This window comes from Natrinema sp. H-ect4 (assembly GCF_041894845.1).
Taxonomy (GTDB): domain Archaea; phylum Halobacteriota; class Halobacteria; order Halobacteriales; family Natrialbaceae; genus Natrinema.
This window is the reverse complement of record NZ_JBHDYC010000001.1, coordinates 38,779-62,043: the sequence shown is the minus strand read 5'-3', so window position 1 is coordinate 62,043 and position 23,265 is coordinate 38,779. Positions and strand designations below refer to the sequence as shown.

General features: G+C 65.0%; 26 protein-coding genes. 10 read left to right on the top strand and 16 right to left on the bottom strand.

The features are described 5' to 3' along the window. Positions 1-6: 6 nt before the first annotated feature. The 4 genes from ACEWFR_RS00320 to mnhG are packed head-to-tail and all read left to right on the top strand — an operon-like array spanning position 7 to position 2,960. Positions 7-1,665, top strand: coding sequence for a complex I subunit 5 family protein (locus ACEWFR_RS00320; protein WP_374059175.1), 1,659 nt, complete (start codon positions 7-9; stop codon positions 1,663-1,665). Beyond that, complete coding sequence (locus ACEWFR_RS00315; protein ID WP_374059174.1) at positions 1,665-2,270, top strand: Na+/H+ antiporter subunit E; 606 nt, start codon at positions 1,665-1,667, stop codon at positions 2,268-2,270. The genes ACEWFR_RS00320 and ACEWFR_RS00315 overlap by 1 nt, the downstream gene beginning before the upstream one ends. Then, positions 2,263-2,553 (top strand): monovalent cation/H+ antiporter complex subunit F, encoded by a 291-nt coding sequence (locus ACEWFR_RS00310; protein ID WP_374059173.1) that lies wholly within the window; start codon positions 2,263-2,265, stop codon positions 2,551-2,553. The genes ACEWFR_RS00315 and ACEWFR_RS00310 overlap by 8 nt, the downstream gene beginning before the upstream one ends. Beyond that, positions 2,550-2,960 carry a monovalent cation/H(+) antiporter subunit G gene (gene mnhG, locus ACEWFR_RS00305; protein ID WP_098726497.1) on the top strand — a complete coding sequence of 137 codons (411 nt, stop codon included), beginning with the start codon at positions 2,550-2,552 and terminating at the stop codon, positions 2,958-2,960. The genes ACEWFR_RS00310 and mnhG overlap by 4 nt, the downstream gene beginning before the upstream one ends. An 8-nt stretch (positions 2,961-2,968) precedes the next feature. On the opposite strand, the gene ACEWFR_RS00300 is transcribed toward mnhG, so the two are convergent. From ACEWFR_RS00300 to ACEWFR_RS00290, 3 genes are all read right to left on the bottom strand, one after another. Beyond that, positions 2,969-3,475 carry an SHOCT domain-containing protein gene (locus ACEWFR_RS00300; protein WP_374059172.1) on the bottom strand — a complete coding sequence of 169 codons (507 nt, stop codon included), beginning with the start codon at positions 3,473-3,475 and terminating at the stop codon, positions 2,969-2,971. A gap of 113 nt (positions 3,476-3,588) precedes the next feature. Next, a complete protein-coding gene (locus ACEWFR_RS00295; protein ID WP_374059171.1) occupies positions 3,589-5,856 on the bottom strand; it encodes a DHH family phosphoesterase in 2,268 nt (755 codons plus the stop codon). A 90-nt stretch (positions 5,857-5,946) separates the two neighbouring features. Further along, positions 5,947-6,210 carry a hypothetical protein gene (locus ACEWFR_RS00290; protein ID WP_226042210.1) on the bottom strand — a complete coding sequence of 88 codons (264 nt, stop codon included), beginning with the start codon at positions 6,208-6,210 and terminating at the stop codon, positions 5,947-5,949. 419 nt (positions 6,211-6,629) lie between these two features. On the opposite strand from ACEWFR_RS00290, the gene ACEWFR_RS00285 reads away from it, so the two are divergent. From ACEWFR_RS00285 to ACEWFR_RS00270, 4 genes are all read left to right on the top strand, one after another. Further along, on the top strand, positions 6,630-7,358 hold the full coding sequence (locus tag ACEWFR_RS00285) for a metal-dependent hydrolase (RefSeq protein WP_374059170.1): 729 nt from the start codon (positions 6,630-6,632) through the stop codon (positions 7,356-7,358). Between the two features lie 244 nt (positions 7,359-7,602). Next, positions 7,603-7,998: an OsmC family protein gene (locus tag ACEWFR_RS00280; protein WP_374059169.1), complete on the top strand. Its 396-nt coding sequence runs from the start codon at positions 7,603-7,605 to the stop codon at positions 7,996-7,998. Positions 7,999-8,196: 198 nt separating this feature from the next. Further along, entirely contained in the window at positions 8,197-8,478 is a 282-nt protein-coding gene (locus tag ACEWFR_RS00275) for a DUF3006 family protein (protein ID WP_374059168.1), read from the top strand. A gap of 383 nt (positions 8,479-8,861) precedes the next feature. Further along, positions 8,862-9,401, top strand: a complete 540-nt coding sequence (locus ACEWFR_RS00270) for a gamma carbonic anhydrase family protein (protein WP_374059603.1) — start codon at positions 8,862-8,864, stop codon at positions 9,399-9,401. A gap of 90 nt (positions 9,402-9,491) precedes the next feature. On the opposite strand, the gene ACEWFR_RS00265 is transcribed toward ACEWFR_RS00270, so the two are convergent. Then, positions 9,492-10,541 (bottom strand): amidohydrolase family protein, encoded by a 1,050-nt coding sequence (locus tag ACEWFR_RS00265; RefSeq protein ID WP_374059167.1) that lies wholly within the window; start codon positions 10,539-10,541, stop codon positions 9,492-9,494. A gap of 143 nt (positions 10,542-10,684) precedes the next feature. Then, entirely contained in the window at positions 10,685-11,917 is a 1,233-nt protein-coding gene (locus ACEWFR_RS00260; protein WP_374059166.1) for an HD domain-containing protein, read from the bottom strand. 110 nt (positions 11,918-12,027) lie between these two features. On the opposite strand from ACEWFR_RS00260, the gene ACEWFR_RS00255 reads away from it, so the two are divergent. After that, positions 12,028-12,276 (top strand): hypothetical protein, encoded by a 249-nt coding sequence (locus tag ACEWFR_RS00255; RefSeq protein WP_374059165.1) that lies wholly within the window; start codon positions 12,028-12,030, stop codon positions 12,274-12,276. Between the two features lie 90 nt (positions 12,277-12,366). On the opposite strand, the gene ACEWFR_RS00250 is transcribed toward ACEWFR_RS00255, so the two are convergent. The 3 genes from ACEWFR_RS00250 to ACEWFR_RS00240 form a co-directional block, all read right to left on the bottom strand. Continuing rightward, the gene (locus ACEWFR_RS00250) at positions 12,367-13,371 is read right to left on the bottom strand and encodes a zinc-binding dehydrogenase (protein WP_374059164.1); all 1,005 of its coding nucleotides are present in this window, start codon (positions 13,369-13,371) and stop codon (positions 12,367-12,369) included. An 82-nt stretch (positions 13,372-13,453) separates the two neighbouring features. Then, positions 13,454-13,849: an acyl-CoA thioesterase gene (locus ACEWFR_RS00245; RefSeq protein ID WP_374059163.1), complete on the bottom strand. Its 396-nt coding sequence runs from the start codon at positions 13,847-13,849 to the stop codon at positions 13,454-13,456. A gap of 551 nt (positions 13,850-14,400) precedes the next feature. Further along, positions 14,401-15,576 carry a Gfo/Idh/MocA family protein gene (locus ACEWFR_RS00240; protein ID WP_374059162.1) on the bottom strand — a complete coding sequence of 392 codons (1,176 nt, stop codon included), beginning with the start codon at positions 15,574-15,576 and terminating at the stop codon, positions 14,401-14,403. 134 nt (positions 15,577-15,710) lie between these two features. Between ACEWFR_RS00240 and ACEWFR_RS00235 the strand changes: the two genes are divergently transcribed. Next, a complete protein-coding gene (locus ACEWFR_RS00235; protein WP_374059161.1) occupies positions 15,711-16,301 on the top strand; it encodes a hypothetical protein in 591 nt (196 codons plus the stop codon). Positions 16,302-16,484: 183 nt separating this feature from the next. Here the strand turns inward: ACEWFR_RS00235 and ACEWFR_RS00230 are convergent, their stop codons facing one another. The 8 genes from ACEWFR_RS00230 to ACEWFR_RS00195 all read right to left on the bottom strand — a co-directional run bounded on the left by ACEWFR_RS00230 (position 16,485) and on the right by ACEWFR_RS00195 (position 23,088). Continuing rightward, entirely contained in the window at positions 16,485-17,558 is a 1,074-nt protein-coding gene (locus ACEWFR_RS00230) for a methionine synthase (protein WP_374059160.1), read from the bottom strand. Continuing rightward, positions 17,555-18,559, bottom strand: coding sequence for a 5-methyltetrahydropteroyltriglutamate--homocysteine methyltransferase (locus ACEWFR_RS00225; protein WP_374059159.1), 1,005 nt, complete (start codon positions 18,557-18,559; stop codon positions 17,555-17,557). The genes ACEWFR_RS00230 and ACEWFR_RS00225 overlap by 4 nt, the downstream gene beginning before the upstream one ends. 199 nt (positions 18,560-18,758) lie before the next feature. After that, on the bottom strand, positions 18,759-19,331 hold the full coding sequence (locus ACEWFR_RS00220; RefSeq protein WP_374059158.1) for a HemK2/MTQ2 family protein methyltransferase: 573 nt from the start codon (positions 19,329-19,331) through the stop codon (positions 18,759-18,761). Then, complete coding sequence (locus ACEWFR_RS00215) at positions 19,332-20,504, bottom strand: mechanosensitive ion channel family protein (RefSeq protein ID WP_374059157.1); 1,173 nt, start codon at positions 20,502-20,504, stop codon at positions 19,332-19,334. A gap of 120 nt (positions 20,505-20,624) precedes the next feature. Beyond that, complete coding sequence (locus tag ACEWFR_RS00210; RefSeq protein WP_374059156.1) at positions 20,625-21,464, bottom strand: 16S ribosomal RNA methyltransferase A; 840 nt, start codon at positions 21,462-21,464, stop codon at positions 20,625-20,627. Between the two features lie 167 nt (positions 21,465-21,631). Continuing rightward, positions 21,632-22,228: a DUF655 domain-containing protein gene (locus tag ACEWFR_RS00205; protein ID WP_374059155.1), complete on the bottom strand. Its 597-nt coding sequence runs from the start codon at positions 22,226-22,228 to the stop codon at positions 21,632-21,634. 188 nt (positions 22,229-22,416) lie between these two features. Continuing rightward, complete coding sequence (locus ACEWFR_RS00200) at positions 22,417-22,773, bottom strand: RNA polymerase Rpb4 family protein (RefSeq protein ID WP_374059154.1); 357 nt, start codon at positions 22,771-22,773, stop codon at positions 22,417-22,419. Between the two features lie 6 nt (positions 22,774-22,779). Next, the gene (locus ACEWFR_RS00195) at positions 22,780-23,088 is read right to left on the bottom strand and encodes a 50S ribosomal protein L21e (protein ID WP_098726476.1); all 309 of its coding nucleotides are present in this window, start codon (positions 23,086-23,088) and stop codon (positions 22,780-22,782) included. Positions 23,089-23,265 lie beyond the last annotated feature (177 nt).

Sequence of the window (23,265 nt, the reverse complement as noted above, 5' to 3'; positions counted from 1 at the left end):
TCGCCGATGACGGCGACGCCCGTCGGCACGGAATCGACACTCGTGATCGCGCCGATGATAGCCGTCCTCGTCGCGGCCGTCGGGACGCTGTTACTTGGCCGACACCCGCGGGCTCGAACAGCCGTCAGCCTCGCCGGCGGGGCGGGCTACGCGATCGCAGTCGCGGCGATCGACTGGTATATCATCCTCGCGCCGGACGCGCCGGGGATCGCGACCTATCAGGTCGGCGACTGGCCGGCACCGTTTGGCATCACGCTCGTCGCCGACGGCCTCTCGGCGTTCATGCTGACGATGGTTGCGATTCTCGGCGTCGCATCGCTGGTCTTCTCGACCCGGCACCTGCCCGGCGGCGAGGAACGAAGCTACTACTTCCCGCTCTTTCACTTCCTCGCGCTGGGCGTCACCGGGGCCTTCCTTACCGGCGACCTGTTCAACCTCTTCGTCTGGTTCGAGGTCATGCTGATGGCCAGTTACGTCTTCGTCGCCTACAGCGGCGGCCCCCAGCACACCCGCGCCGCGTTCTGGTACGTCTCGCTCAATCTGCTGGCCAGCGCGATCTTTCTGCTGGGTGTCGGTGGCATCTACGCGACGACGGGAACGCTCAACATGGCCGATCTCGCCCAGCGACTCGCGGATCCGGCGGCCTACGGCCTCGAGCCCGTGCCGGTCGTCGGCCTGCTCGGCTTGCTCCTGTCCGTGTTCGCGATCAAGGCCGGCCTCGTCCCCTTCCAGTTCTGGATCCCGACAGCCTACCGGGCCGCGCCGCCCCAGATCACCGCGCTGCTGGCCGGCGCGACCAAAAAGGTCGGGATCTACGCCATCATCCGCCTCTCCTTTACCGTGTTCGCCGGCGCGGAGGTCGCCGTCAACCTCCCGCTCCCACTGGTGGACGTCGCCATTGCGGGCGACTCGCCGCTGCCGTTCGTCGGCGCGGCCCTGTTCCTCATGGCCAGCGCGAGCATCCTCCTCGGCGGCATCGGAGCCGTGGGCCGTGACTCGCTGGAGGGTGTCTTCGCCTACTCGAGCATCGGACAGGTCGGCTTCATCGCGATCCCCGTCGCGATCGCGGCGACGACGACGGCTCCGGGCCTGCGGAAGTTCGCCATCATCGCCGCGCTGGTGTACGCGCTGAATCACACGCTGGCGAAGGGGCTCCTCTTCCTCGCCGTCGGGACGGTCAAGTCGGCGACGAGAACGAGTCGGTTCGCCGACCTCGGCGGGTTGGCGAGTCGCTCGCCGCCGCTGGCGATCTCGGTGTTCGTCGGCTCGCTCGCCCTCGTCGGCATTCCGCCGCTCTCGGGCTTCTTTGGCAAGTTCCTCGTCTTCGACGCCGCGGCTCGAGCGAGGGCCGGCCCCGTGATCGTCCTCCTGCTCGTCGGGTCGCTACTGACTATCGCCTACGCCACCCGAATGTGGAATCAGAGCTTCTGGGGCGCGCAGACGCCGGCCGTGGAAGCGGCGACGATCGATTCCGTCCAGGTGGCCGTTCTCGTGGTACTCGCGGCGACCATCGTCGCGGTCGGCGTCGGCTTCGAGCCGGTCTACGAGTTCGCGGAAGCCGCCGCGGAGGCCGCGCTCGACACCGAGGGATACGTCGATGCCGTCGATCCCCAGGACGCGAGCGAACTGACCGACTCGAGCGGCGGCGGCGGAGGTGACCACTGATGCGAGTCCGAACCTGGCCGGCGGCTGGCGTCGTCTTCGCGATTCTGTGGGTGTTCGTCGTCGGACAGGCACTCACGCCCGTCTCGCTCCTCCGAGGGTTTCTCGCGGGACTGATCGTCGGACTTCCCGTTGCGTTCGTCTTCAGACGACTGTACGGGAAGTACGTCGACCTCGGACACGGCATCCGGGTGCTTCCCTACGCCGGGCTCTATCTCGGCGCGTTTACCTGGGAACTCCTGCGGGCGAACCTCGACGTCGCCTACCGGGTGCTCTCGCCCGGCATGCCGATCGAACCCGAGGTGATCCTGGTGCCACTCCGGGTCGAGTCCGATATCGCGATCACCGTCATCGCCAACAGTATCACGATCACGCCCGGAACGGTGACGCTTGACTACGACGACGAGACGAATTCGCTCTACGTTCACGGCGTCAACGGCCGCGATCCCGAAGCAATCGCCGAACCGATCCGAACCTGGGAGGACTACGCCCTCGAGCTGTTCGACGAAGACGCGTCGCCGTCCGATCCGCCGCCGGACATCGTCGTCTCCGGCGGGGAAAGAGACAGTACCGCGGACACCCAAAGCGGAGGTGTCGACGATGACTGAGGCGACCCCGGCCGTCCTCGAGACCGCCATCAACGGCGCGCTGATCCTCGTTAGCGGGCTCTGTGTCCTCTGTGGGTATCGCGTCATTCGAGGACCGACGAACCCGGACCGCGTCGTCGCGCTCGACGCCATCGCGACGAACGTCGTCGCGATCGCTGTCCTGTTCGCACTGCTGACCGACCGGGGCCTGTTCATCACCGTGAGCCTCGTGCTCGCGATTATCGGCTTCATCGCGACCGTCGCCGTCGCCAAGTTCGTCACCGACGGCGAGGTGATCGAGTGATCCACACCGCCGTCGTCGTCGCGCTGATCGTCGTCGGGGTCTTCTTCCTGACCGTCGGGACGATCGGCCTGCTCCGCCTGCCGAACGTCTACAACCGGATGCACGCCACGAGCAAGCCCACGACGCTCGGAACCGCCGCGATCTTTCTGGCCGGCTTCGTCCACTTCGGCCCCGGGGGAGAGGGGCTGACCGCGCTGATCGGGATCGGTTTCCTCTTCCTGACCGTCCCGACCGGCTCGCACATGATCGCTCGCGCCGCCGAGCGGATCGGCATCCCGTTCCTCGGGAGTGTCACCTGGCCCGACCCGAACGCGGTCGAACGGCCGGAGCGATCCGAGGAATCCGAGCGTGTCGATCGGCCCGACCGCACCGAGCGATCGGACGAGACCGAACCGACCGACGACTGAAATTTCCGTCAGCGTTCGTACTCGAAGTCTCGATTTTCGTCCTGCTCTCGGTCGCCGTCCCGATCCCGATTTCGGGACCGCTCTCGAGTCCACTCCTCGGCGTCCTCGAGCGTCTCCGTATCCAGTAGCCGCTCGAGTTTGCGCTCGAACTGCTCGTCGGTCAGTTCGCCGGCGGCGTACCGTTCGCGAAGGGTCTCGAGGGCGTCATGTGTGCTTGTCTCGGAGTCGGTAGCCGTCGTCTCGGATTCCGAAACCGTCTCCGATTCGTCTGTGCCCACGTAGTCGTCGGCCCACTCGCGCTGGTCTTCCTCGTCGCCGAACAGTATCGCGACGAGCGGGATCACGGCAGCGTACCCAACGATTAACACGGGAAGCCACCACGACTGATTCGTCAGCAGTCCACCGAGCCAGATTCCCGTCACGAGCAGCGACGCGATCCCGGTCGCGTTCTCCCGAATCCGGCTCCACGGACCGTCCCCAGAGCGCTCGCGATCGCTCCCCTCGATCGCATCCATACGCATTCTTCGCGCCGATACGGGAAATACGTTATCGGTCCGAAATATCGTCGAATCGATTTCGACACAGCGGCGCAGCTATCCGATTCGGTGGACGACGGGAAGGAACGAGTTTACGCGAGCGTCTCGCCGAGCGCCTCGAGGGCGGCCTCGCGCACTGCATCGCGTGCGCCGGGCAGGAACTCGACGTGACCGTCGCGGCCGCCGACGGCGCTGACGCCGCCGTTGGGAACCGCCTCGGCGATTGCCTCGCCGAGATCGCGCACGTTCACGGCGTCGGTCGCGCGGACGTGCAGTTCGTCGTCGCCGACGCCGAGCGTGACGTACGGCGGATCGACTCGATCGCGCTCGCTGCGGTGGAGCGCATCCAGCAGCAGGATCGTCGTCGGGAAGTTATACCGGTGCGTGAACGCGTCCGTGTCGAGCACGGAGACGGTTACGCCGTTGACGCCCCGAACCGAGAGGTTCTCGCGGGCCGTCTCGAGTTCGGTCTCGAGCTTGTCGCGGAACTGCTCGGAGACGTGGGCGGCCAGATCGCCGTTTCGAGGCCGGTCCGACTCGTCATCGTCGCCAAACAGCAGGTCGATCACGAGTTCGCGCTTGTCCTTGTAGGACTGGTAGTAGGCCTCGAGTGCGACTGCTTCGCGCCGTTCCGAGACGCCGGTTTCGTCGTAGCCGGCTTCGGTCGCCAGTTCGAGGTACTCCTCGGGCGTGTCCTCCCAGTAGCTGACCGCGGGGAGATGCTCGAGGTCGTCGCGAACGTCGTCGTTGACGTGTGCGGCGACGTTGGTTGCCAGCGCAGTCGAGGTCACGTCGGTGACGTCGGCACCGGCGAGCGACGGCGCGACGGCGATATCGACGGCTTCGCCGACCTCGTCGTCCGCTCGACTGTCGTCGATGACGACCGAGTCAGCGTCGTACAGCGAAAGCAGTTCGTAGCCGTCGGTGGACTCGATCGTCGAGCCGGCGTCGACCAGGACGACGAGCGGGAATTGCTCGCCGTGACGGTCTCGAGCCTGAAGCATCGAGGTAACGTCGCTGGTCGCCGCGTCCATGTCGTAGACACGGCCGTCAAGCGGACGACGCTCGAAGTAGTGGTACTCCGCGTCCTCGCGGGTGTGCTTCTCGCGGATCAGCGGGAGGACGGCCCGCTCGATGGCGGCACCGGCGACGTAGCCGTCGGCGGTCGCGCCGTGGCGAACGATAACCGGGCGCGCTTCCATGACGGCGCGGCGGATCGCGGTCGCCGCGTCGGCAATCTCGTCCTCGACGGCCGCCACCGCTTCGTGGTCGGCCAGCGGCGCGACGTCGGCCGGTCGCGCTTCGCGCTCGATCGCGCTCTCGAGGCGGTCGACGATCGTCTCGCGCGCTTCGTCCTCGAGAATCTCGAGGGATTCGGTCTCGACCTGCAGGTCGCCGTGGTGACGTTCGACTTCGCCCTCCAGTGCGACGACGTCCTCGAGTTCGACGGCGGGGTAGGCGCGAACGCCGGCCTCCTCGAACGCCGCACACTCGACGGTCCCGGTCTCGTCGCGCAGTTCGAAGACCGTCGGACCGCTGGTCTGACGAACGCCGGTGATCTCGCCCTCGAGGCGGACGACGCTGCCGACCTTGTTTTCGATGGACTCGATGGTCGTTCGCGTGAGCGCGGGTTCCGACTCGGACTCGGGTTCGGTGTCGACGGCGTCGTCGGTCGCCGGCGTCGATGCGGCGGCGGACTCGGTTGCGACGGAACCGCTGCTCGCCACGGCACCGGCCGCTTCCGCGGCCGCGGGTTGCCCGTCGTCGACGGATTCCGTCTCCGGTTCCGATTCGGACTCGGTATCCTCGGGGGACGCCTGCAACTCGCCTGCCGTGGCCGCTCGGTCGTCGGTGAGCTCCTGGTCGCTCTCGTCGCTCGTCGCGGCGGGTGATTCGTCAGGCGTCTCGGTGGACGACTCGTCGGTCGGTTCGGTCGTCGTCTCAGCGGACGACTCATCGGCATCGGTATCGTCCTCGAACTCCTCGGGACGGTATTCGTCGTCAGCAGTTTCGATCAACTTGCCGCGGAACTCGCGTTCACGCTGGCGGATCGACCAGCCGAGGTCGACGTTGCCGTTGTCTCGAACGTCGAGCACCTGGACGAAGACGTCGTCCCCTGGCTCCCAGTCGAGACTTTCGAGTCGTTGGTCGAGTTCGCTTCTATGCAACAGGCCGGTGACGTGGTCTCCGATGTCGACGAAGACACCGAAGTCGGCGTAGCCGTCGACGGTTCCCCGATAGTAGCGATCGGGGGTGAGCTGTGAGGCGGTCGTGCCGCGAAATTCGAAAACAGCATCCTCCTCGTGGCTCTGACAGATCTCGCCGTCAACGGGTGTGCCGCAGATGATACAGTTACCCATCTACTCGAACCAAGCAGTTTCGCCCTAAAACGGTTGTCGGAATGCGTTCGTGACAGAAGTTGCGATCGCGACCGCGATATCGGGCCGCCGTCAGTCGAAAACCGGTGATTCATCCTCGAGCGCCTCGATATCGTCGACGATCTTCCGAACGTCTTCCGGAAACAGCGAGATCTGGATCTCGTTGTCGTCCTCGTCCTCGAAGACGAGTTTGACGCGCTTGTCGCCGAACTCCCTGGCCTCGGCGTCGTCGACATCGAACAACTTGACCGTCGCCGCCTTGTTGTTCGGACCGACGTTCTTGATCGCGCCGTCGTTCAGCTCTACCATGAACTCCTCGAGCGTGAGTGCGAGCATGGTCGGGGTACGGGCCGAGGGTAAAAAACGACACGGCATTGCCGCAGTGGAGTGCTGCCGGACCGTTGCCGCAGCGTCCACAGTGGTCTGGCCGCTGATCGTCGCGGATCGCCTGGAAATCGCAGCAAAACCGTCGACCGCGGTGGAAGACGATCGGTTGGAACGCGATCCCAGACCGCATGCGTGGTGTGTCAGTTCGCGTGCGGCTTTTTATCGTTCCGGAAACGGACGTATAAACATTGGTGATCGTATACCCTTGTAACGGGCGGTCAACAAGTCATTGACTGTCGTCTCCCCGAACCGAGAATCGGCCTCCGGGACGGGAATCGATCGACCGATCGCAGATTGAGCCCCGACGGAGTACGCAGCGTCCGCCTCGCTCACTTTTAAGTCGCCATCGGACCAACGACTCGAGTGGTATGGAACTCACCTGGCACGGCCACTCGACGTGGCACGTCACCGTTGGGGAAACGACGCTACTGATCGATCCGTTCTTCGATAACCCGAAGACGGACCTCGAGCCGGCCGACGTGGAGACACCGGATTACGTGCTGTTGACGCACGGCCACGCGGATCACATCGCCCACGCCGGCGAGTTTTCGGATGCGACGCTGGTCGCGACGCCGGAACTGGTCTCTTACTGCGAGGAGGAGTTCGGCTTCGAGGACGCGGTCGGCGGGATGGGCATGAACCTCGGCGGCACCGTCGAATGTGGCGACGCCTACGTCACGATGGTTCGCGCCGACCACACGAACGGGATCATGACCGAAAACGATGCGAGCGGCGGGATGCCCGCCGGCTTCGTCGTTTCGGATACGAAGCCCACGCAGGTCAGCGACGAAGAGTCGACGGCCTTCTACCACGCCGGCGACACCAGCCTCATGACCGAGATGCGCGAGGTCGTCGGCCCGTACCTCGAGCCCGACGCCGCTGCGGTGCCGGTCGGCGACCACTTCACCATGGGACCCTGGCAGGCAGCCGTCGCCGTCGACTGGCTCGACGTCGATCACGCCTTCCCGCAACACTACGACACCTTCCCGCCGATCGAGCAGGACCCGGAGGACTTCGCTAGCGAAGTCAAAGCGACCGGCAGCGACGCCGAAGTCCACGCCCTCGAGGCCGACGAACCGTTCGAACTCGAGCCCTGAGCCGGCGGCGACGACCGGTCCGATCGTCGGGCGGGGAACCCAGGGTCGACCGCTCGCGCTTTTCGTTCATCGTCTCCCGTTTTTCAGCACCCGGTCACCGTTTCTCCGAGCCGACCACCGCGTTTGCCGTCGACCGTTCGCCTTCGATTCCGTCGACCAATTGCCGCCGATCTCGTCAGCCAGCCGGATCGTCGCGCCCGCGAGAACAATATTTACAGCGCCGCCCGTGGACGACTCGAGTGCCATGGCGAAACAGGTCACCACCGTCTCCGAGGAAGGGTACAGTGCGACGAACGAGATTCGCGACTTCGAGACCACGATCGACGCCAACGGCGAGGACGCTCCCGACACGCTCGAGGCAGTACTTGCTGCCTATGGCTCCTGTTACGTGCCGGCGCTGCGCGTCGGCGGCCAACAGCGCGGGGCCGACGATCTCGGACGGATCGAAATCGAGACCAGTGGCGAACTCAACGACGACGACAAACTCGAGTCTATTCAGTTCGACATCAGCGTCGAGGCCGACGTCGATGACGACACCGGCGAGGAGATCATCGAGCGCGCCTTCGAACTCTGCAAGGTCCACGACGCGCTCAAGGAGAGTCTGCACGCCGACACGAGTTTCGAGGGGAACGCGTTCTGAGATCGGCCGCGAATCCCGCGATCCGCAGCACTCGCAGGACGCGTCCCGACGATCGCAGCCTGCGACGGCTGCTATCTCTCGAGACGAGCGAGGACTGGGGCGCCAACGCTATGAAATCGTCCCGGACGACACCCTCCCGCTCGAGGCTCGCCGGCAATCGGTTCATGACGCTGGCGCACCAACGACGGGTGAGACGACATGCGTGAAACCCACACTGCGGTCCTCGACCGCATCGTCGACGGGACGACGGCAGTGCTCCTGCTCGAGGACGACGAGATCGTCGTCGACGAACTCGCGATCGCCGTCGAGGAACTGCCCGACGACGGCCGGCACGAGGGAGCGGTCTTCGACGCGACTGTAGACCGTGACGCGGGGGAACTGCTCGAGGCGACGTACCGCGAGGGAGTCGAACGGGATCGACAAGAATCGACACGGGAGCGATTCGATCGGCTCTCCGAGCGGTTATCTGACGAGGAGTGAAGGCGACGGGGAACGGGCGTGGGGAACGAGCGTGAGGAATCGAAAGGGGATACCGAACTGTGGGTGGTTCGGGGGGATGACTCGGCGCCACGATGCAATCCAAACGGATAGTACCGTGACGCCACGTATCCGATTTTACGGGCTGCGTATTAGCCGTGATGCCAATGTGTATTGGTAATTCGCCAAAATGTGTGTTCTGGAATAGGACTGCCATTCAAATCGAGCGATCTGAGATGTCGCTGCCGGTGAGTTGGCACGATCACACGGCCGTCCCACTCGCGATCATCCCCCGAACGGCTGACTGCCTCCCAATCGCGTACTGCACTCTCGCCCACTCCACGGTCGCTCGACGATCGCTCATCCCACCACGGCTGTCGGACCCGATGGGTACCTTCAAGACGCTTCTCGAGACAGGAACGGACATGCTCCGATCGTTCAACGGGACGGAACCACAGGTCGCTGACTCGGCGTACGTCGACGAGACCGCGGTCGTCATCGGCGACGTCGTTATCGAGGACGAGGCCAGCGTCTGGCCGAACACTACCCTCCGCGGCGATCACGGGACGATCGTCGTGGGAGAGGGAGCCAACGTCCAGGATAACGCCGTCCTCCACGAGACGGCCGAACTCGAGCCCTATTCGACCGTCGGGCACAGCGCCATCGTTCACGACGCGACCGTCGCCGAACGAGCGCTAGTCGGGATGAACGCGGTCGTCCTCGACGGCGCCCACGTCGGCGAGGGGGCGGTCGTCGCCGCCGGCAGCGTCGTCACGGAGGACACCGAAATCCCGTCGTCGACGCTGGTCGCCGGTGCGCCCGCGGAACCGAAAACCGAGATCGACGATCCGGGACTCGAGGCGACTGCCGACCGATACGTCGAACTCTCGAAAGAACACGCGGAAACGTCCCACCGTCTCGACTAACGGCCCGCCGGGACACCGAAAACGAGTCACAGCCAATCGCACAATCGTTGCGGGTCCAGGCGTTCATCGACGTTCAGTGACGGTCGATTACTACTCTATGGCGGCCTCACCGTCAGCGTTCGATCCGGAAACGACTTCCCGAACGTCGTCGACGCCGGCGCGCCGAACCACGGCCCGGACCGGATCCCGCGCGCCAGCGAGGTTGTCCGAGTCCCCGTCGAGTACCAGCAGGCGAGCCTCTCGGCCGGGCTCGAGCAGGCCGTACTCGAGGTCCGCGATCTCGGCGCCGTTGATCGTCGACATCCGGAGGATCTCGGCGGCCGGCAGGTCGGAGAGCTTTGCGAGGAACTCCATCTCGCGGAACATCGATGGCGAGTTGAGCATCACGTTGTCCGTCCCGAGTGCGAGCGTCGTCCGCTCGTTCAGGTCCTCGTAGGGAGACAGCCCCACGTCGGTGACGAGGTTCGAGCGCGGGCAGACGACGATCGGAATCTCGCTGTCCGCGATCCGGTCCAGATGGACCGGCTTCGGGTGGACCATGTGGACCAAAAAGTCCGGATCGAGGTCCAGCGCCGGGTTGATATCGCTCTCGTCGACCTCGCCAGCGTGGATGCCGAAGGGTTTGCCCGCCTCCCGAGTCGCGGTTCGTTCCGTCTCGAACGACGCGTCGTTCGCCCCGCTCGCGCCGAAGCCGTCCCCCGCGCGCATCGCATCGACGGAGCCGCGCGCGAACGAGAGCGCGTCGATCTCGCGGCCGTCCGCGGCCGCCTCGAGCATCCGAACACCCTCGACGCCGCCCTCGCGAAAGTCCAGACAGGCCGCCGTGCCGGCCCGTTGCATGAACCCCAGCGATCGCTCCATCGCGTTCACGAGGTCGTCGCGGGAGGCCGCCCGGAGTAGCCGGTGCTTCAGCCCGTCCGGCGGGGCGACGAGTTCCTCGAGCGAGAGGCCGCCGCCGGCCTCCTTGGCGATCGAATCGCCGATGTGGGTATGGGCGTTGACGAACGCCGGGAGGACGATGTCGTCGCTCTCGACCGACGTTTCCTCGATGGCCTCGATGCGGCCGTCGTCATCGATGACCACCCGTCCCTCGACGGGGTCGAACTCGCGGCCGCGGAGAATCGTACCCGTTCGTTCCATACGGACCAGTTCGAGGCCAGTGCCTTCAACGGCAACGGTTCGGGGTGGGTAGCTCGAGGATCGGACGGTCTGCTGTCGCCGTGTCCCGGCGCGCCCGCACGGCGGGTTGCGGGTGCGTCGTAACTGACTGATAGGACTCCCTATCAGTCGACGAACTGGTCCAGCGTCGCGTCCATGCCGTCCCGGACCTCGCTGACCAGCGCGCCGTCGATATCCAGCCCGAGCACGTCGACGGCGGCCCGACCGACTCGGTCGCGCAGTTCGGGCGGCGAATAGACTCCGAGTCGCCACTGGGAGTACTGCGCCGCCCGCAGGGCTTCGACCAGCGGCGACTGCTGTCCCAGCCGTCGGATCTCGCCATTGACCATCACGCGCGTCGTCGACTCCGTCATCGAGGGCCGACTCGGCACGTCGAGGATGACGTGAGCCGGATCGATATCTGCCCGATCGGCGGCCTCGCGTTCGAACCCTCGGATCGTCTCGTGGTCGGCTTCGATGATGCCTCCCGGAACGTCGTCGATCTCGGCCCACACTGCCCGCTTGAACAGGTCGCGTTGATCCAGTCGACGGGAGAACTCGCCGGTCGCCTCGCACGATCGCAGCGCGGCGATCAGGTCGTGGTCGTCCATCCGCTGAAGCCTCTCGGCGTCGACGTCAGCCGCGGGCGTATCCAGCAGCCGTTCGCCGGCCCGCCGCAACATCGCCTTGCTGATCCGGGCGACGCTGTGACTGTAGACGGTCGGATTCATGAGCGCCCGGGCGACCAGCAGGCTCTCGGCGGTCTGGACGTTCCCCTCGTCGAGGACGAGTTCGCCGTCGGCAAACGTCAGCTCCCGAACGAGACGGCCGTGATCGATCGTCCCATAGGGGACCCCCGTGTGGTGGGCGTCTCGCACCAGGTAATCCATCCGATCGACGTCGAGTTCGCCCGAAACTACCTGGCCGAACCGCCCCTCGCCGGCGACCAGATCCGCCACCGTAGCCGGCTCGAGGCCGTGTTCCCGTAACACCTCGCCGACTGTCCCATCCGCGAGCAGTTCGTGAACGTCGTCGTGGTATCGGCCGGTTCGCCGGTAGGTCAGCGACTCGAGGTTGTGACTGAAGGGGCCGTGGCCCACGTCGTGGAGCAGGGCCGCAGCGTGGACCCGCGCGGCTCGCTTCCCGTCGACGTTGAGATGCTCGAGCGCTTCGCAAGCGAGGTGGTAGACGCCGAGACTGTGTTCGAAGCGGGTGTGGTTGGCCGAGGGATAGACAAGCGAGACGGTTCCGAGCTGACTGATATTCCGGAGGCGCTGTACCGCGGGCGTATCGAGCAGGTCGCGAGCGACTCCGTCGACCTGGATGTGGTCGTGGACGCTGTCCTTGATTACCTTCATTGGTCGCCATTGGGCCGGTTCGTACAAAAACGATCGTCCGACGAGGGGGGTCGAGTTGCGAATACCTGCTGAACTACTACCGGTGTGGCCCCGCTATCGTCTCAGGCACGATGACTGATCTGACCATTCCCCAGGACGCCGACGCGGCGCAGGCCAGAGCACTCGTTCGGGAGCACTTCGAGATCGGCGATGTCGTCGAGGTTCGCGACGCGGAACGAACGGAAGATCACCAGATGGACACCACCGGCGAGGTAACGGGCTTCGAACCCGACTATCTCGAGATCGACGACCAACCGCTCGGCGAGGGCAGCGCCCGATACGAGGAGATTCAGTCGGTCGCGAAAATCGAGTCGGAGTAGCCGACCGGCGGTTCGTCTCGGTGACGTCGACCGAGCGGTCTCGAGTCGGTTCCGATCGGCCGCGATAGCGGGCAGACCGAGCCGCGACGCTCACTCGTTGACGAGCAAGAGCTTTCCGCGGAAGTCTCCGTTCTCGCCGCGTCGGTGTGCGTCGGCGGCCTCGCCGAAGGCGAAGCGCTCGTCGATATGCGGTGCGACCGCGCCGTCGTCGACCAGCGCCGCGATATCCGCGAGTTCCTCGCCGATGCGCTCCTGTCGATCACCGAGGAGGACCGGCAGGATAACCAGCACGACGCCGAGTTCGAGGGAGTTGGCGTGCATGGGCCCGAGGTCGAGGTTCTGGGCCGCGCTCGATTCGGTCGTCACGACGCTGCCGTAAGGCCGGACCGCCTCGAACGCCGTCTCGAGGTGCTCGTCCCCGACCGGATCGACGACGACGTCGAAGCCGGCTCCCCCGGCGTGCTCGTCGACGTACGTCTCGACGTCGGTCGTCGTGTAGTCGACGGTCGCGTCGGCACCGAGCTCCGCGGCGAACTCGCGCTTTTCCTCGCTCGAGCCCGTCGCGGTCACGGTCGCGCCGAACGCATCGGCCAGTTGGACGGCGATGTGCCCGACGCCACCGCTGCCGCCGTAGACGAGCACGTCCTCGCCGCCATCCACGCTCGCCTTGTCGGTGAGCAATTCCCACGCGGTGAGCGCGACGACCGGGAGGGCGGCGGCCTCCTCGAGCGGGATCGACTCCGGTGCGTGCGCGAAGGTTCCGGCGTGGCCGACGACGTAGTCGGCGAGCGAGCCCTGTCGGCCCGCGCCGCCGGGCATGCCGTACACCTCGTCGCCCTCCTCGAAGGCCCCGACGTCCTCGCCGACAGCGTCGACGACGCCCGACACGTCACAGTGGAGCGTCGCCGGGAGTTCGGGGGCGAAGTCGGGCAGCGCACCCTGTCGGATCTTGTAATCGACCGGGTTGAGACTGGACGCTTCGACTTCGACGCGGATCTCGTCGGGTCCGGGTTCGGGGACCTCGAGGGTCGTCTCGGTGAAGACGTCCGGGTCGCCGTACTCCTCGATAACGTAGGCGGTCATCTCCGAAGACATGGCGGTTCGGACTTCGGTCGCCCGTCGGGAATATCCGGCGCTTTCGACAGTCCGCGATCCGCTCGTCGGCGTTAGACGACGGTCACGCCGTCGACGACTCGAGGTCCGCCTTCAGTCCGTCGCGCAGCGACGCCGGGATTGCAGTCGGGCCGTCCTCGTCGACCGTGACGACCACCGTCGTGACGGTGGCGACCGCGCCGTCGTCGTCCCGGAGCTCGTATTCGAGGGTGACGCTCGTTTCACCGATGTCGGTCACGTCGACGGCGATGGTGATCGGTGCCAGCGTTGCGAGCGCCCGCTCGTACTCGACCTCGAGCGTGACGACCAGATGCTTGCCGCCGTCGGGCCCGTAGCCGTGACTTGCGAAGTAGCGGTCCCGCGCGAGGTCGGTGTACGCGACGAATTTCGAGTTGTTGACGTGTCCGCCCCGCCCGAGGTCGTCGGTCCTGACGTCGATCGTCGTCTCGTAGGCCGCCATGGCTAGCTCAAGGTGGAGTCACCCCGAATACGTTGCGGATTCGGGTGCTCGACCTCCATCGAGGCGATGGGGCGACCGACGGCTGAGCGGCGTCTCACTCCGAGCCGATCATCCGGCACGCGGTGGCGCGCGCCGTGGTGCGGTGAGTCGCTGACGAACCGCACCACGAAGTCGTGCGAGGGCGAGCGAGCGACGTACGGAGCGAGCGAGTCGGCTGGGGAGGACGTGGCTCCTCCCTGTGTCACGGTAGCAGGACACTTCGAGGTATCTAATCCCGTTTCAGTCGGTCGTTCGATAGAGACAATGAATGGAACAGCCGATTCTACCGGGGAAGTAGCGAAAGAAGCGTCCTGCTATCGTGGCAACAGGGAATCGCCACGCCCTCCCCAGCCGATTCGTTCGGTCGCTACGCTCCCTCACTCATCCCTCGCACGGCATCGGCGGCCGCCCTCACTCCCGTTCGGTCGGCCGCAAGCGCGCGCCACCGCGCGTCGGCTACGTCGGCTGGAGCGATACGTAGCTCACCTATACTGAGTACCAGGATACGGGACTCACTCGAGACGGACCCACTCACCCTGCTCATCGCTCCGTTCGATCGCGTCGAGTACCTGCTGGGCGGCGAGTCCATCCTCGAAGTTCGGTTCGAACTCGCGGCCGTCGGCGGTTTCACCGCCTCCGTTCCGGGGCGTCTCCGACGCCCCGCTCGCAACGGCGCTGAGGAACTCGTAGTTCTCGTGGACGAAGGTGTGCTCCCAGCCCAGCACGTGCCCCGGCGGCCACCAGTGATCGACGTACGGGTCGTCCTCGTCGGTGACCAGGATCGTCTCGTAGCCGCGGTTCTGGTCGTTCCGTAACACCTCGAGTTCGTTCAGCCGCTCGAGCGAGAATCGGAGACTCCCCTTCGAGCCGTGGATCTCGATCGTGTGGTCGTTCTTGTGCCCCGTCGCGAATCGGGAGGCTTCGATCGTGCCCATAGCACCGTTTTCGAACTCGAGTTGCGCGGAGTAGGCGTCGTCGACCGTAACCGGTCTCATCTCACCAGATTCGCCCGCTACCGGTCGCTCGTCGACGAACGTCTTCAGGTGACCGCTGAGCCGTTCGATATCGCCCGCGAGGTCGTCGTCACCGACCAGGAACCGAAGCAGATCGACCGTGTGTGCGCCGAGATCACCCAGCGCACCCGAGCCCGCACGCTCCTTGTCGTTGCGCCACGACCACGGCGCGTCGGGATCGACCAGCCAGTCCTGCAGGTAGCGCCCGCGAACATGGTGGATCTCCCCGAGTTCGCCCGCCTCGAGCAACTCCTTTGCATACCGAATCGCGGGGACGAACCGGTAGTTGAACGCACAGCCCGCGGGCACGTCGTCGCCCGCTTCGCGCGCCGTCTCGGCCATCACGTCCGCGTCCTCGAGCGTCGGCGCGAGCGGTTTCTCGCAGAAGACCGGCGTGCCGGCCTCGAGAGCGGCGACCGACGGTTCGCGATGGACGTGGTTCGGCCCGAGGTTGTAGAAGACATCCACCTGGTCGACAACGTCTCTCCAGTCCGTCGATATCGAGTCGAAGCCGAGCCGTTCGGCGGCGTCCGACAGCGCCGACTCGTCGCGGCCGACGAGGACGCGCCGTTCGATCTCGGGCGCGTCCGGGAAGAACATCGGCAGCCGCGCCATCGCGTTCGCGTGCGCTTTACCCATGAATCGATAGCCGAGCACACCGACCTCGAGGGTCATAGACCGTCGTTCATCGGCCCGGTAGTTAGCGCTTTGGCGTGGTCGTCGCGAGGTCGCGATCGGATCGATCACTTCCGTGGTATACGATAGCGTTTCACGCCTGTGGCTCCTCCGATGACGTACCGGGAACACCGATGACCGTTACGATCGATCTCGACGAAGCCGAGAGTATCCACCTAACTGATGCCTTCGAGAGACGGCCGCCCGACCGGCTCGAATTCGCCATCGAGGGACGTCTCACCGTGACCGAGGCGCTGCTCGCCGAGTTCGAGGGTTCGACCCTGGATCCCGTCCGTATCGCGGTGTCGACCGACGACTCGGACCCCGTCGAAATCGACCTGACGGGACCCGCGACGCTCCGCCTCGAGAACGCCGACGTCGGCATCGCGACTCCGGATTCGAACGACGTTCCTCCCAGTCTCGACGCGCTTCGCTCGGAAGATAACGGATTCGGATCGGCCAAATCGCCGCCCGACGTGATCGCGTTTACCGTCGAGGGCGTGATTCGAGACGTGCCGACGGCGACGCTCGAGGCCATCGCGGACGACACCTCCGGGATCGAGTCGGTGACGTTCGCAGTCGGGGAGTCGGTCAGAAGCGACGGCGGGTCGGACGACGACGTGATCTTCGAACTCGCGCTGTTCGGCTATGGCATCGTCGTTCGCCGCGACGGGATGATCGTCATCGGAAGTAACGGAACCCGCTCAAGTATCGATCGTCCCTGACGGTTGCGATCGAATCCGATCCGGACTGTGGCTGCCACACGATCGGTCTCGTTCGCTCGGCGCGGGCAGAAAGCGTAGCGCACCGAAGGAAAAAGGATCGAATCGGACAGTCGGGACCGAATCAGACGATCTGGACCCAATCGGACGACCGGCTTGAACGGAAGGAGTCGGGATCGAACCGAATCAGTCGTCGGCCGGTGTGGCCGCACCGAGATCGATGTCGACATTGCCCTCGTCGAGGTCCGCCTCGACGTTTCGGGCCGCCTCGACCATGTTCGCCATCTTCCCGTAGGCGACCTCGCGGGGTAGCAGCTTCACGCCGCAGTCCGGCGAGACGACCAGCTGTTCCGGCGGGACGACCTCGAGGCCCTTCTTGATGTTCGCCTCGATCTGCTCGACGGACTCGACCTCGGCGACGTGAGCGTCGCAGACGCCGAGCGCGAGATCCTTGGAGAACTCGGGGTCCTTGAACACGTCGAGTTGCTCGTAGTCGCCGTTCGCGAGCTCGAGGTCGAACTCGTCGACCGGGAACTCGAGGATTTCGGGGTAGATACGGGAGTAGTCGCCGTAACAGACGTGGAGGCCGATGCGGACCTCCTCGGGAATGTCGGCGACGATGTGTTCTAAGGCCTCGCCGACGATGGCGTGGTCGTCGGGCGTCGTCGCGAGCGCGGGCTCGTCGATCTGGATGTAGCGCGCGCCGGCGTCGACGAGTTTCTCGATCTCCTCGTTGACGAGGTCGGCGAGCTCGAGGGTGAGCTCGTCGTCGTCATCGTAGGCCTCGTTGAACGACCAGTTCGCGAGGGTGTAGGGGCCAGTGATCGGGACCTTGACCGGTCGGTCGCTGGCGGCCGCGGTGAACTCGTACTCGTCGACGAGCCAGGACTCGTCGTACTCGACCTCGCTGACGACGCTTGGCTTGTCGAAGTAGTTGTGCCCCCAGACCTTGACGGGGCCGTTGAACTCGTAGCCCTCGATGCGGTGGGCGAAGAACTCGACCATCTCGGTGCGCCGCATCTCGCCGTCGACGACGACGTCGAGGCCGGCACGTTCGTGCTCGTCGGTGATGATCCGTGCGGCGTCGTCTTTCGCCTCCTGCCAGTTCTCCTCGTCGAAGTCGGCGTCGTCGTCCTCGTAGAGCTCCTTCGAGCGGTTGAGCCACTTGGGCTTGGGATAGCTGCCGACGACGGTCGTCAGCAGGAAGTGGTCGTGTTCGTGATCGGGCTGTCGGAACTGATCTTTGTTTTCGTTCGTCATGCTGCTTTCACCTCCGCGAGGTCCGCGGCTTCGGCGAGGGCTTCGAGTTTCTCTACGTACTTGCCGTAGGGCAGGTAGAACGTCTCGGTGTTCGTCGTCAGGTAGACCGTCTCGAACTCGGTGACGCCGAGTTGCCCCTCGACCCACTCGGTCCGCTCGCGGATCGCCTCGGGGTCCTCGACGAGAGTGTTCTGGCCGTCCGCGAGACCGAGCGCGATGTCGTCGGGCGCGCCGTACTCCTGAATGTTGTAGAGGTTGTCGTCCTGATTCGCGACGAAGTCGAAGCCGACCGCATCGATATCGGCATCGAGCAGGTGCGCGTAGACCTTCTCCTCGAGTGCGCCCCAGTAGGGCTGGACGACGACGTCGGCGTCGGTTGCGCTCGCGACACGATCGATCGCCTCGCTCGCACGCTCGTCCTGGCCGTCCGCCGGTGCGTTCTCGACGAGCGAGGGCTCGAGCAGGAACAGCGTCTCGTGGTCAGGGAAGGCATTGACCTCTCCCTCGAGGAACTCTGCAATGGCGCCGAGGAACTCCGCATCGTCGCCGTACTGTTCGTCGGTTGCGAGGTCGGCCAGCGAGTACGGGCCGGGGAGGACGGCCTGCAGGTCGTCACCGTCGATTAGTTCCGCGGTCGCTTCGAGTTCGGCTGCGATGTCGCCGGTGGGCTCGAGGTCGTCCTGCACGACCGGCTCTCGGTAGAAGTTGTTGTTGTCGTAGTAGCGGACGATCCCGCGGGTCTCGACTGCGTCCGCGACCGCCAGCGGGTGGGCAAGCATGTCGTCCCAGCGCAGTTGGCCTTCAACGATTCGGTCGAGTCCGGCCTCTTGCTGGACCTTGATCACTTCTTCGCGGACTTCCTCGTAGACCGCGGTGATTTCTTCACCCTCGTCGCCGCTGATGAGGTCGTGTTTTTGGTGCCCTTTAAGGCTCGAAAGGTCGTCTTTCGCCCAGTCCGGGAGCGGATACAGCCCCGGCGTGGTCGAAACGTACTCAGTCATCGTACGCCCGGCTACGGTATACCGACGCTTAATATTTTCCATACGATCTAATACGCTACAGTAATTTCTCCGGATTTCCACCGGTACCGTCGTTCGATTCGAGGCCATTGTGAACGGGCGACACAGGGCGTGAAGCGCAGACGGAGGGAGAACTGATTCGGGAGCCGACAGGCTCGAGGAATCGAGAGGGTCCCGCGGGTTACCGGACCAGTTCGAGGACGGTCAGCGTCTCGAAGGGGAACGACTCGTCGGCGACGGCGACGGCGCTAAAGCCGTGCTTGCCAGCTTCTTCGACCACCTCGTCGACCCCCGTCAAACTACTGACCAGCAGGGAGACGCTACCATCGGGCGCGAGCACTCGACCGACGTCCGCGAGGAACGGGTCGATGACGGCCCGACCGTCCTCCCCGCCCGACAGCGCGCGTTCCATCCAGTCGTCCCACTCGTTTTCGGGATCGGTCGGCAGATACGGCGGGTTGAAGACGACCGCGTCGAACGCACCGTCCCGAAACGGCGAGACGAGGTCCGCCTGTACCGTCTCGACGCCCGCCGACCGGGCCTGACGAACGGCGTGGGGATTCAGGTCCGACGCGATCACGCGAGCCCCAGTTTCGTCGGCGATCTGTTGGGCAACGTAGCCCGAACCGGTTCCCACCTCGAGCACGAGATCGCTCGCCTCGAGTCGCTCGCAGGCCGCCTCGGCCAGCAGGTTCGAGTCCTCGGCGGGCTGGTAGACGTCCGGTTCTTGCTCGCGTTTGTCCTCGAGTCCCATCTATGTCTCCTCCGGTGTCGTCATCTGCTGTCCGCGCGCGTTGTCGTCAGCAGTCGCGTTCTCCGCGGCGGGCGTCGCCTCGCTCTCGTCGGCGATCCGGAAGCCGCCGGTTTCGGCGCGCCCCGAGAGTTCGCGCTGCGGGTACGGGATCTTGATGTCTTCGGCCTCGAACGCCCGCTTGATGGCGTTGATCGCGGCGGTCCGGGCCTTCCAGTGGCGTCTGGCGCTCGGCTTGTCGATCCAGAACCGGACGCCAAGCACGACTGCCGAGTCCCCGAAGGACTTCCCGACGACCTGGGGCGACGGTGCGGCGATCGCCTCGTCGACCTCGTCGATCGCCTGTTCCGCGAGATCGGCGGCGCGTTCGACATCGGTCCCGTAGTCGACCCCGACCTCGACCTCGAGTCGCAGGCGACCTCGCTTCGAGCGGTTCGTCACCGTACTCGAGGCGATAACGTCGTTCGGGATCATGATGTACTCGCCGTCGAACGACCGGAGCTGGGTGTTGACGATCGAGATGTCGGTGACGATCCCCTCGTCGTCCTCGACTTCGACCCAGTCGCCGATCTCGAAGGGGCGGGCGAACATCAGGACGAACCCCGAGAGCACCGTCCCGAGGGTCTGGCGGGCGGCCATCCCGAGGACGATCCCGAGGAAGCCGGCCCCGACGAGCAGGCTGCCGAGGTCCTCGATCCAGATACCCAGGACGACCACGATCGAGACGGACCAGATGATCACCTGCGAGAGCCGGTGTGTCACCTTGCGCTGGTGGGCCGTCACTGCCGTCGACGAGTTGAAGACCTCCTCGATCAGCCGGGCGACGAACCGGGTGACGATGACCGTTATGACGAGCAAGAGAAACGAAAAGAGCGCGCGCGCCACGGCGTCGCTTCCGAGACCGAGATTGGAATAGAGCTGCTGAATCTTGTTCGTGCGGCCCCAGACTCCAGTCGTGACGGCGATGCTCCCCAAGCAAGTGACGATGAGCAGTGACATCGAGACGATGTCCGCGTACAGCGGCCTTGCCCGCTCGGAGAGCCACATATGGAGCCGTCGGTAGGAGAAGAGCACGGCGACCACGCTCCCGACCGCCGCGAGAGACACCGCGAGTTTGAGCTCGGTTGTCGGAACCGCCTCCGACAGCCAGTCGAGCTCCGTCAGTAGTTCGAACATGCGTTCGTCTCGCCGTCCTGTCGTCCGCGCAGCTTTGAGTATCCGTTGGTTGGGTCGCTCCGTTCGGTAGTTCGACGCGAGTCGAGGCTATCTCGCCGCTCGAGCGCTCGCCGACCGAGATTAGTTGTCGGTGGGTTCGCCGACGTCCCGCGCGAGCTGGGCCAGCGCGGCGAATTCAGCCGGTTCCATCGCGCCGGCCCGCTTCCGAAGCACGCCCTCGTCCGCCGCGTCGACGACCGCCTCCGGCTCCGAGAGTCCGGAGATGTGACCCGTGTTCCGAATCGCGTTCCGGATCGTCTTCCGACGCTGGGTGAACAGAGCCTTGACGAATCGCAGGAAGAACTCCTCGTCCTCGACCGCGTAGTCGGGCTCTCGCGGGATCGCTCGAACCACCGCGCTCTGGACCGCCGGCGGCGGTGAAAACGCCTCTTTCGGGATCGACTCGACGAGTTCGATATCCGCGTAATGCTGGCTCGAGACCGAAAGCCGGCCGTACTCCGACGTGTCGGGTTCGGCGACCATCCGCTCGGCGAACTCCTGTTGGAACATCAAGACCAGCGGCTTCTTCTCCGGAAACAGTCGGAAGGCGATCTGGCTCGAGACGCCGTAGGGGAGGTTCGACACCGATGCAGTAAACTCGGGGAGGTCGACCTCGAGGGCATCGCCCTCGATGACGGTCAGTTCGCCGGCGTCGATCTCCGCGGCGAACTCCTCGCGCAAGAATTGGGCGAGTTCGCGGTCCCGCTCGACGACCGTCACTTCGTCACCGACCGTGAGCAACCGGTCGGTCAGCGCGCCCGTTCCGCCACCGATCTCGAGCAGGTGGCTCGTATCGGCGTCGATCTCGGTTAGATAGTTCGGCAGCCGATCCAGCACTCGATCGTCGACGAGGAAGTGCTGGTCGCGGTCCGGATCGCCACGGACGCCCGCCCGGGCGATCAGTCCGTCTGGATCTCTCATTGCCGGCGCTTCGGCTGGGGTGCGTGTAAACGCACCGTCTCACACGTACCTTTTTCCGCCTCGGGATTCCTCGCGAAGCGAGGAGCCGCTCTCTGCTCGCGGGCCAAAGGCCCGCTCGCACGGCTCGAGGAATTCACTGGTTCGCAGTACTACATACCCCCGTCAGCTTACTGGTTCTGTTCCTGTTCGCGCCGACCGACGAACGTCTGGTATTTGAGATCGTCGTCGCGCAGTTCCTCAAGGATCCGGTCGACGAGAATTTCGTCCGGATCGTGGAGCCCGGAGACGCGCTCGGACAGCTCTTCGAAGCTCTCGAAGGGCTTGCGCTTTCGCTCGTCGAGGATACCGTTCCGCAGTTTCTTCCCGATCCCCGGCAGCAGATTCAGCTGGTGGAGCCGCAGCGTGATCGGCTGAGCGTCGTTGTAGAAATTGACGAACCGCTCTTCGTTCTCCTCGACGAGGTCGGCGACGACGTACTCGAGTTCCGACTGCGCGCCCGAGGAGAGGTCCTCGTACTCGACGCGGTGGGCCTCTGTGACGACGTCGCGCTCGGCGGGCGGTTCGATGACGACCTCGCTTCCGATGGTCAGTCGCTCCTCCTCGTCGAACGCGACCTGATAGAGCTGAAAATCGTCGATCCTGACGGCATAGCCTGCCGGTGACTTCGCGTACTGCGGTCGGCCGTCGTCAGAGAGCCCGTGTGCGAGGTAATCCAACACGACCGCGCGCCGAACGTCCGTCTCGTCGCCATCGGCTTCGCTCATTAGGTTCCGATACGGCGACGGCGTACTTAAAGAGTCGGCTCGCTACCGGACGGCCGTCAGCGACCGGGTGTTCGACGAACCGATCGTCGAACGCGTTCGATCGACTCGTACGGGTTGGTGTATCAACGTACCGGAGCAACCGCGAACCGTCCTGGGGTAGCTCCGGAACTGCCGTACAACTGTCCGTCTCAGGCGTACTTCGCAACGACGTTGAGAATCTCGTCGAGTTCGTCCCCCGACAGCGAGTAGCGCTGCTGTGCGTACACCGACCGGAGTTCGTCCCGGTCGTGGGGCAGGAGATTAGCGATCTTGTAGGCCGTCGCCTCGTCGACCTTCTCGAGCGCCCGCAGGTCGTCGACGAGCGTCTGGGCCTCCTCGGTCTCGAGGACGGCAAACCGGTTGGCGTGTTCGATCGCTCGCGCGAGCTCGTAGCGAAGCTCACGATCCTCGTCCATCGCGCGTTCGGCTTCGATGTCGGCGAGCAGCTCCTTCGTCTCCGAGACCGTCAGGAACTCCTCGTCGACGATCTCTTTGAAGATCGTCATTCCTGATCAGATCCGGTTCTTTTCCTGGTTCTGTGCGCGCATGTGGGCTGCGGTGACGAGCAGCGTCTTCTCCTTGCTGCCGTCGACGATCTGGACCTTGAAGGCGCTGCCCTGTTTGCCGATGACCTCACCGGTTCGACCGTCGAAGCGCGGGTGGTAGCGACCGTCCGCAACGCTCGGGTCGATCTTCAGGTGGACTTTCTCCCCCTCTTCGTACTCCTGAATCGCGCGCTGTGGCGGCGACGTACCGCGGTCTCGAGGACTGTTCGCGAGCTTCTTCCGGGTTCCCTGACGAGGGCCATTAGATTTCGGCATAGTCGTACGAGCGCTTTGTCCGGTGACGGTTATAAAACACACGTATTTCACCCACCTTTTTTCTTCGAGTCCTCCCTCACTGCGTTCGGTCGAACCGCTCGAAAAAATCTGGACCAAAAAAGGCCGCGCTCGCTCCGCTCGCGCGGTATGACTCCTCACAGTCTGTCGTCGTGGTGG

Excerpts from the sequence above, each read along its gene's own strand:
- ACEWFR_RS00280 (WP_374059169.1), top strand. The coding sequence starts at position 7,603 with ATGGCGAAACAGGTCACCACCGTCTCCGAGGAAGGGTACAGTGCGACG.
- ACEWFR_RS00290 (WP_226042210.1), bottom strand. The coding sequence starts at position 6,210 with ATGCTCGCACTCACGCTCGAGGAGTTCATGGTAGAGCTGAACGACGGC.
- ACEWFR_RS00215 (WP_374059157.1), bottom strand. The coding sequence starts at position 20,504 with ATGTTCGAACTACTGACGGAGCTCGACTGGCTGTCGGAGGCGGTTCCG.
- ACEWFR_RS00230 (WP_374059160.1), bottom strand. The coding sequence starts at position 17,558 with ATGACGAACGAAAACAAAGATCAGTTCCGACAGCCCGATCACGAACAC.
- ACEWFR_RS00295 (WP_374059171.1), bottom strand. The coding sequence starts at position 5,856 with ATGGGTAACTGTATCATCTGCGGCACACCCGTTGACGGCGAGATCTGT.
- ACEWFR_RS00260 (WP_374059166.1), bottom strand. The coding sequence starts at position 11,917 with ATGAAGGTAATCAAGGACAGCGTCCACGACCACATCCAGGTCGACGGA.
- ACEWFR_RS00240 (WP_374059162.1), bottom strand. The coding sequence starts at position 15,576 with ATGACCCTCGAGGTCGGTGTGCTCGGCTATCGATTCATGGGTAAAGCG.
- ACEWFR_RS00225 (WP_374059159.1), bottom strand. The coding sequence starts at position 18,559 with ATGACTGAGTACGTTTCGACCACGCCGGGGCTGTATCCGCTCCCGGAC.
- ACEWFR_RS00235 (WP_374059161.1), top strand. The coding sequence starts at position 15,711 with ATGACCGTTACGATCGATCTCGACGAAGCCGAGAGTATCCACCTAACT.
- ACEWFR_RS00315 (WP_374059174.1), top strand. The coding sequence starts at position 1,665 with ATGCGAGTCCGAACCTGGCCGGCGGCTGGCGTCGTCTTCGCGATTCTG.
- ACEWFR_RS00220 (WP_374059158.1), bottom strand. The coding sequence starts at position 19,331 with ATGGGACTCGAGGACAAACGCGAGCAAGAACCGGACGTCTACCAGCCC.
- ACEWFR_RS00310 (WP_374059173.1), top strand. The coding sequence starts at position 2,263 with ATGACTGAGGCGACCCCGGCCGTCCTCGAGACCGCCATCAACGGCGCG.
- ACEWFR_RS00255 (WP_374059165.1), top strand. The coding sequence starts at position 12,028 with ATGACTGATCTGACCATTCCCCAGGACGCCGACGCGGCGCAGGCCAGA.
- ACEWFR_RS00270 (WP_374059603.1), top strand. The coding sequence starts at position 8,862 with ATGGGTACCTTCAAGACGCTTCTCGAGACAGGAACGGACATGCTCCGA.
- ACEWFR_RS00205 (WP_374059155.1), bottom strand. The coding sequence starts at position 22,228 with ATGAGCGAAGCCGATGGCGACGAGACGGACGTTCGGCGCGCGGTCGTG.
- ACEWFR_RS00265 (WP_374059167.1), bottom strand. The coding sequence starts at position 10,541 with ATGGAACGAACGGGTACGATTCTCCGCGGCCGCGAGTTCGACCCCGTC.
- ACEWFR_RS00210 (WP_374059156.1), bottom strand. The coding sequence starts at position 21,464 with ATGAGAGATCCAGACGGACTGATCGCCCGGGCGGGCGTCCGTGGCGAT.
- ACEWFR_RS00245 (WP_374059163.1), bottom strand. The coding sequence starts at position 13,849 with ATGGCGGCCTACGAGACGACGATCGACGTCAGGACCGACGACCTCGGG.
- ACEWFR_RS00275 (WP_374059168.1), top strand. The coding sequence starts at position 8,197 with ATGCGTGAAACCCACACTGCGGTCCTCGACCGCATCGTCGACGGGACG.
- ACEWFR_RS00195 (WP_098726476.1), bottom strand. The coding sequence starts at position 23,088 with ATGCCGAAATCTAATGGCCCTCGTCAGGGAACCCGGAAGAAGCTCGCG.
- ACEWFR_RS00285 (WP_374059170.1), top strand. The coding sequence starts at position 6,630 with ATGGAACTCACCTGGCACGGCCACTCGACGTGGCACGTCACCGTTGGG.
- ACEWFR_RS00200 (WP_374059154.1), bottom strand. The coding sequence starts at position 22,773 with ATGACGATCTTCAAAGAGATCGTCGACGAGGAGTTCCTGACGGTCTCG.
- ACEWFR_RS00300 (WP_374059172.1), bottom strand. The coding sequence starts at position 3,475 with ATGGATGCGATCGAGGGGAGCGATCGCGAGCGCTCTGGGGACGGTCCG.
- ACEWFR_RS00320 (WP_374059175.1), top strand. The coding sequence starts at position 7 with ATGACGGCGACGCCCGTCGGCACGGAATCGACACTCGTGATCGCGCCG.
- ACEWFR_RS00250 (WP_374059164.1), bottom strand. The coding sequence starts at position 13,371 with ATGTCTTCGGAGATGACCGCCTACGTTATCGAGGAGTACGGCGACCCG.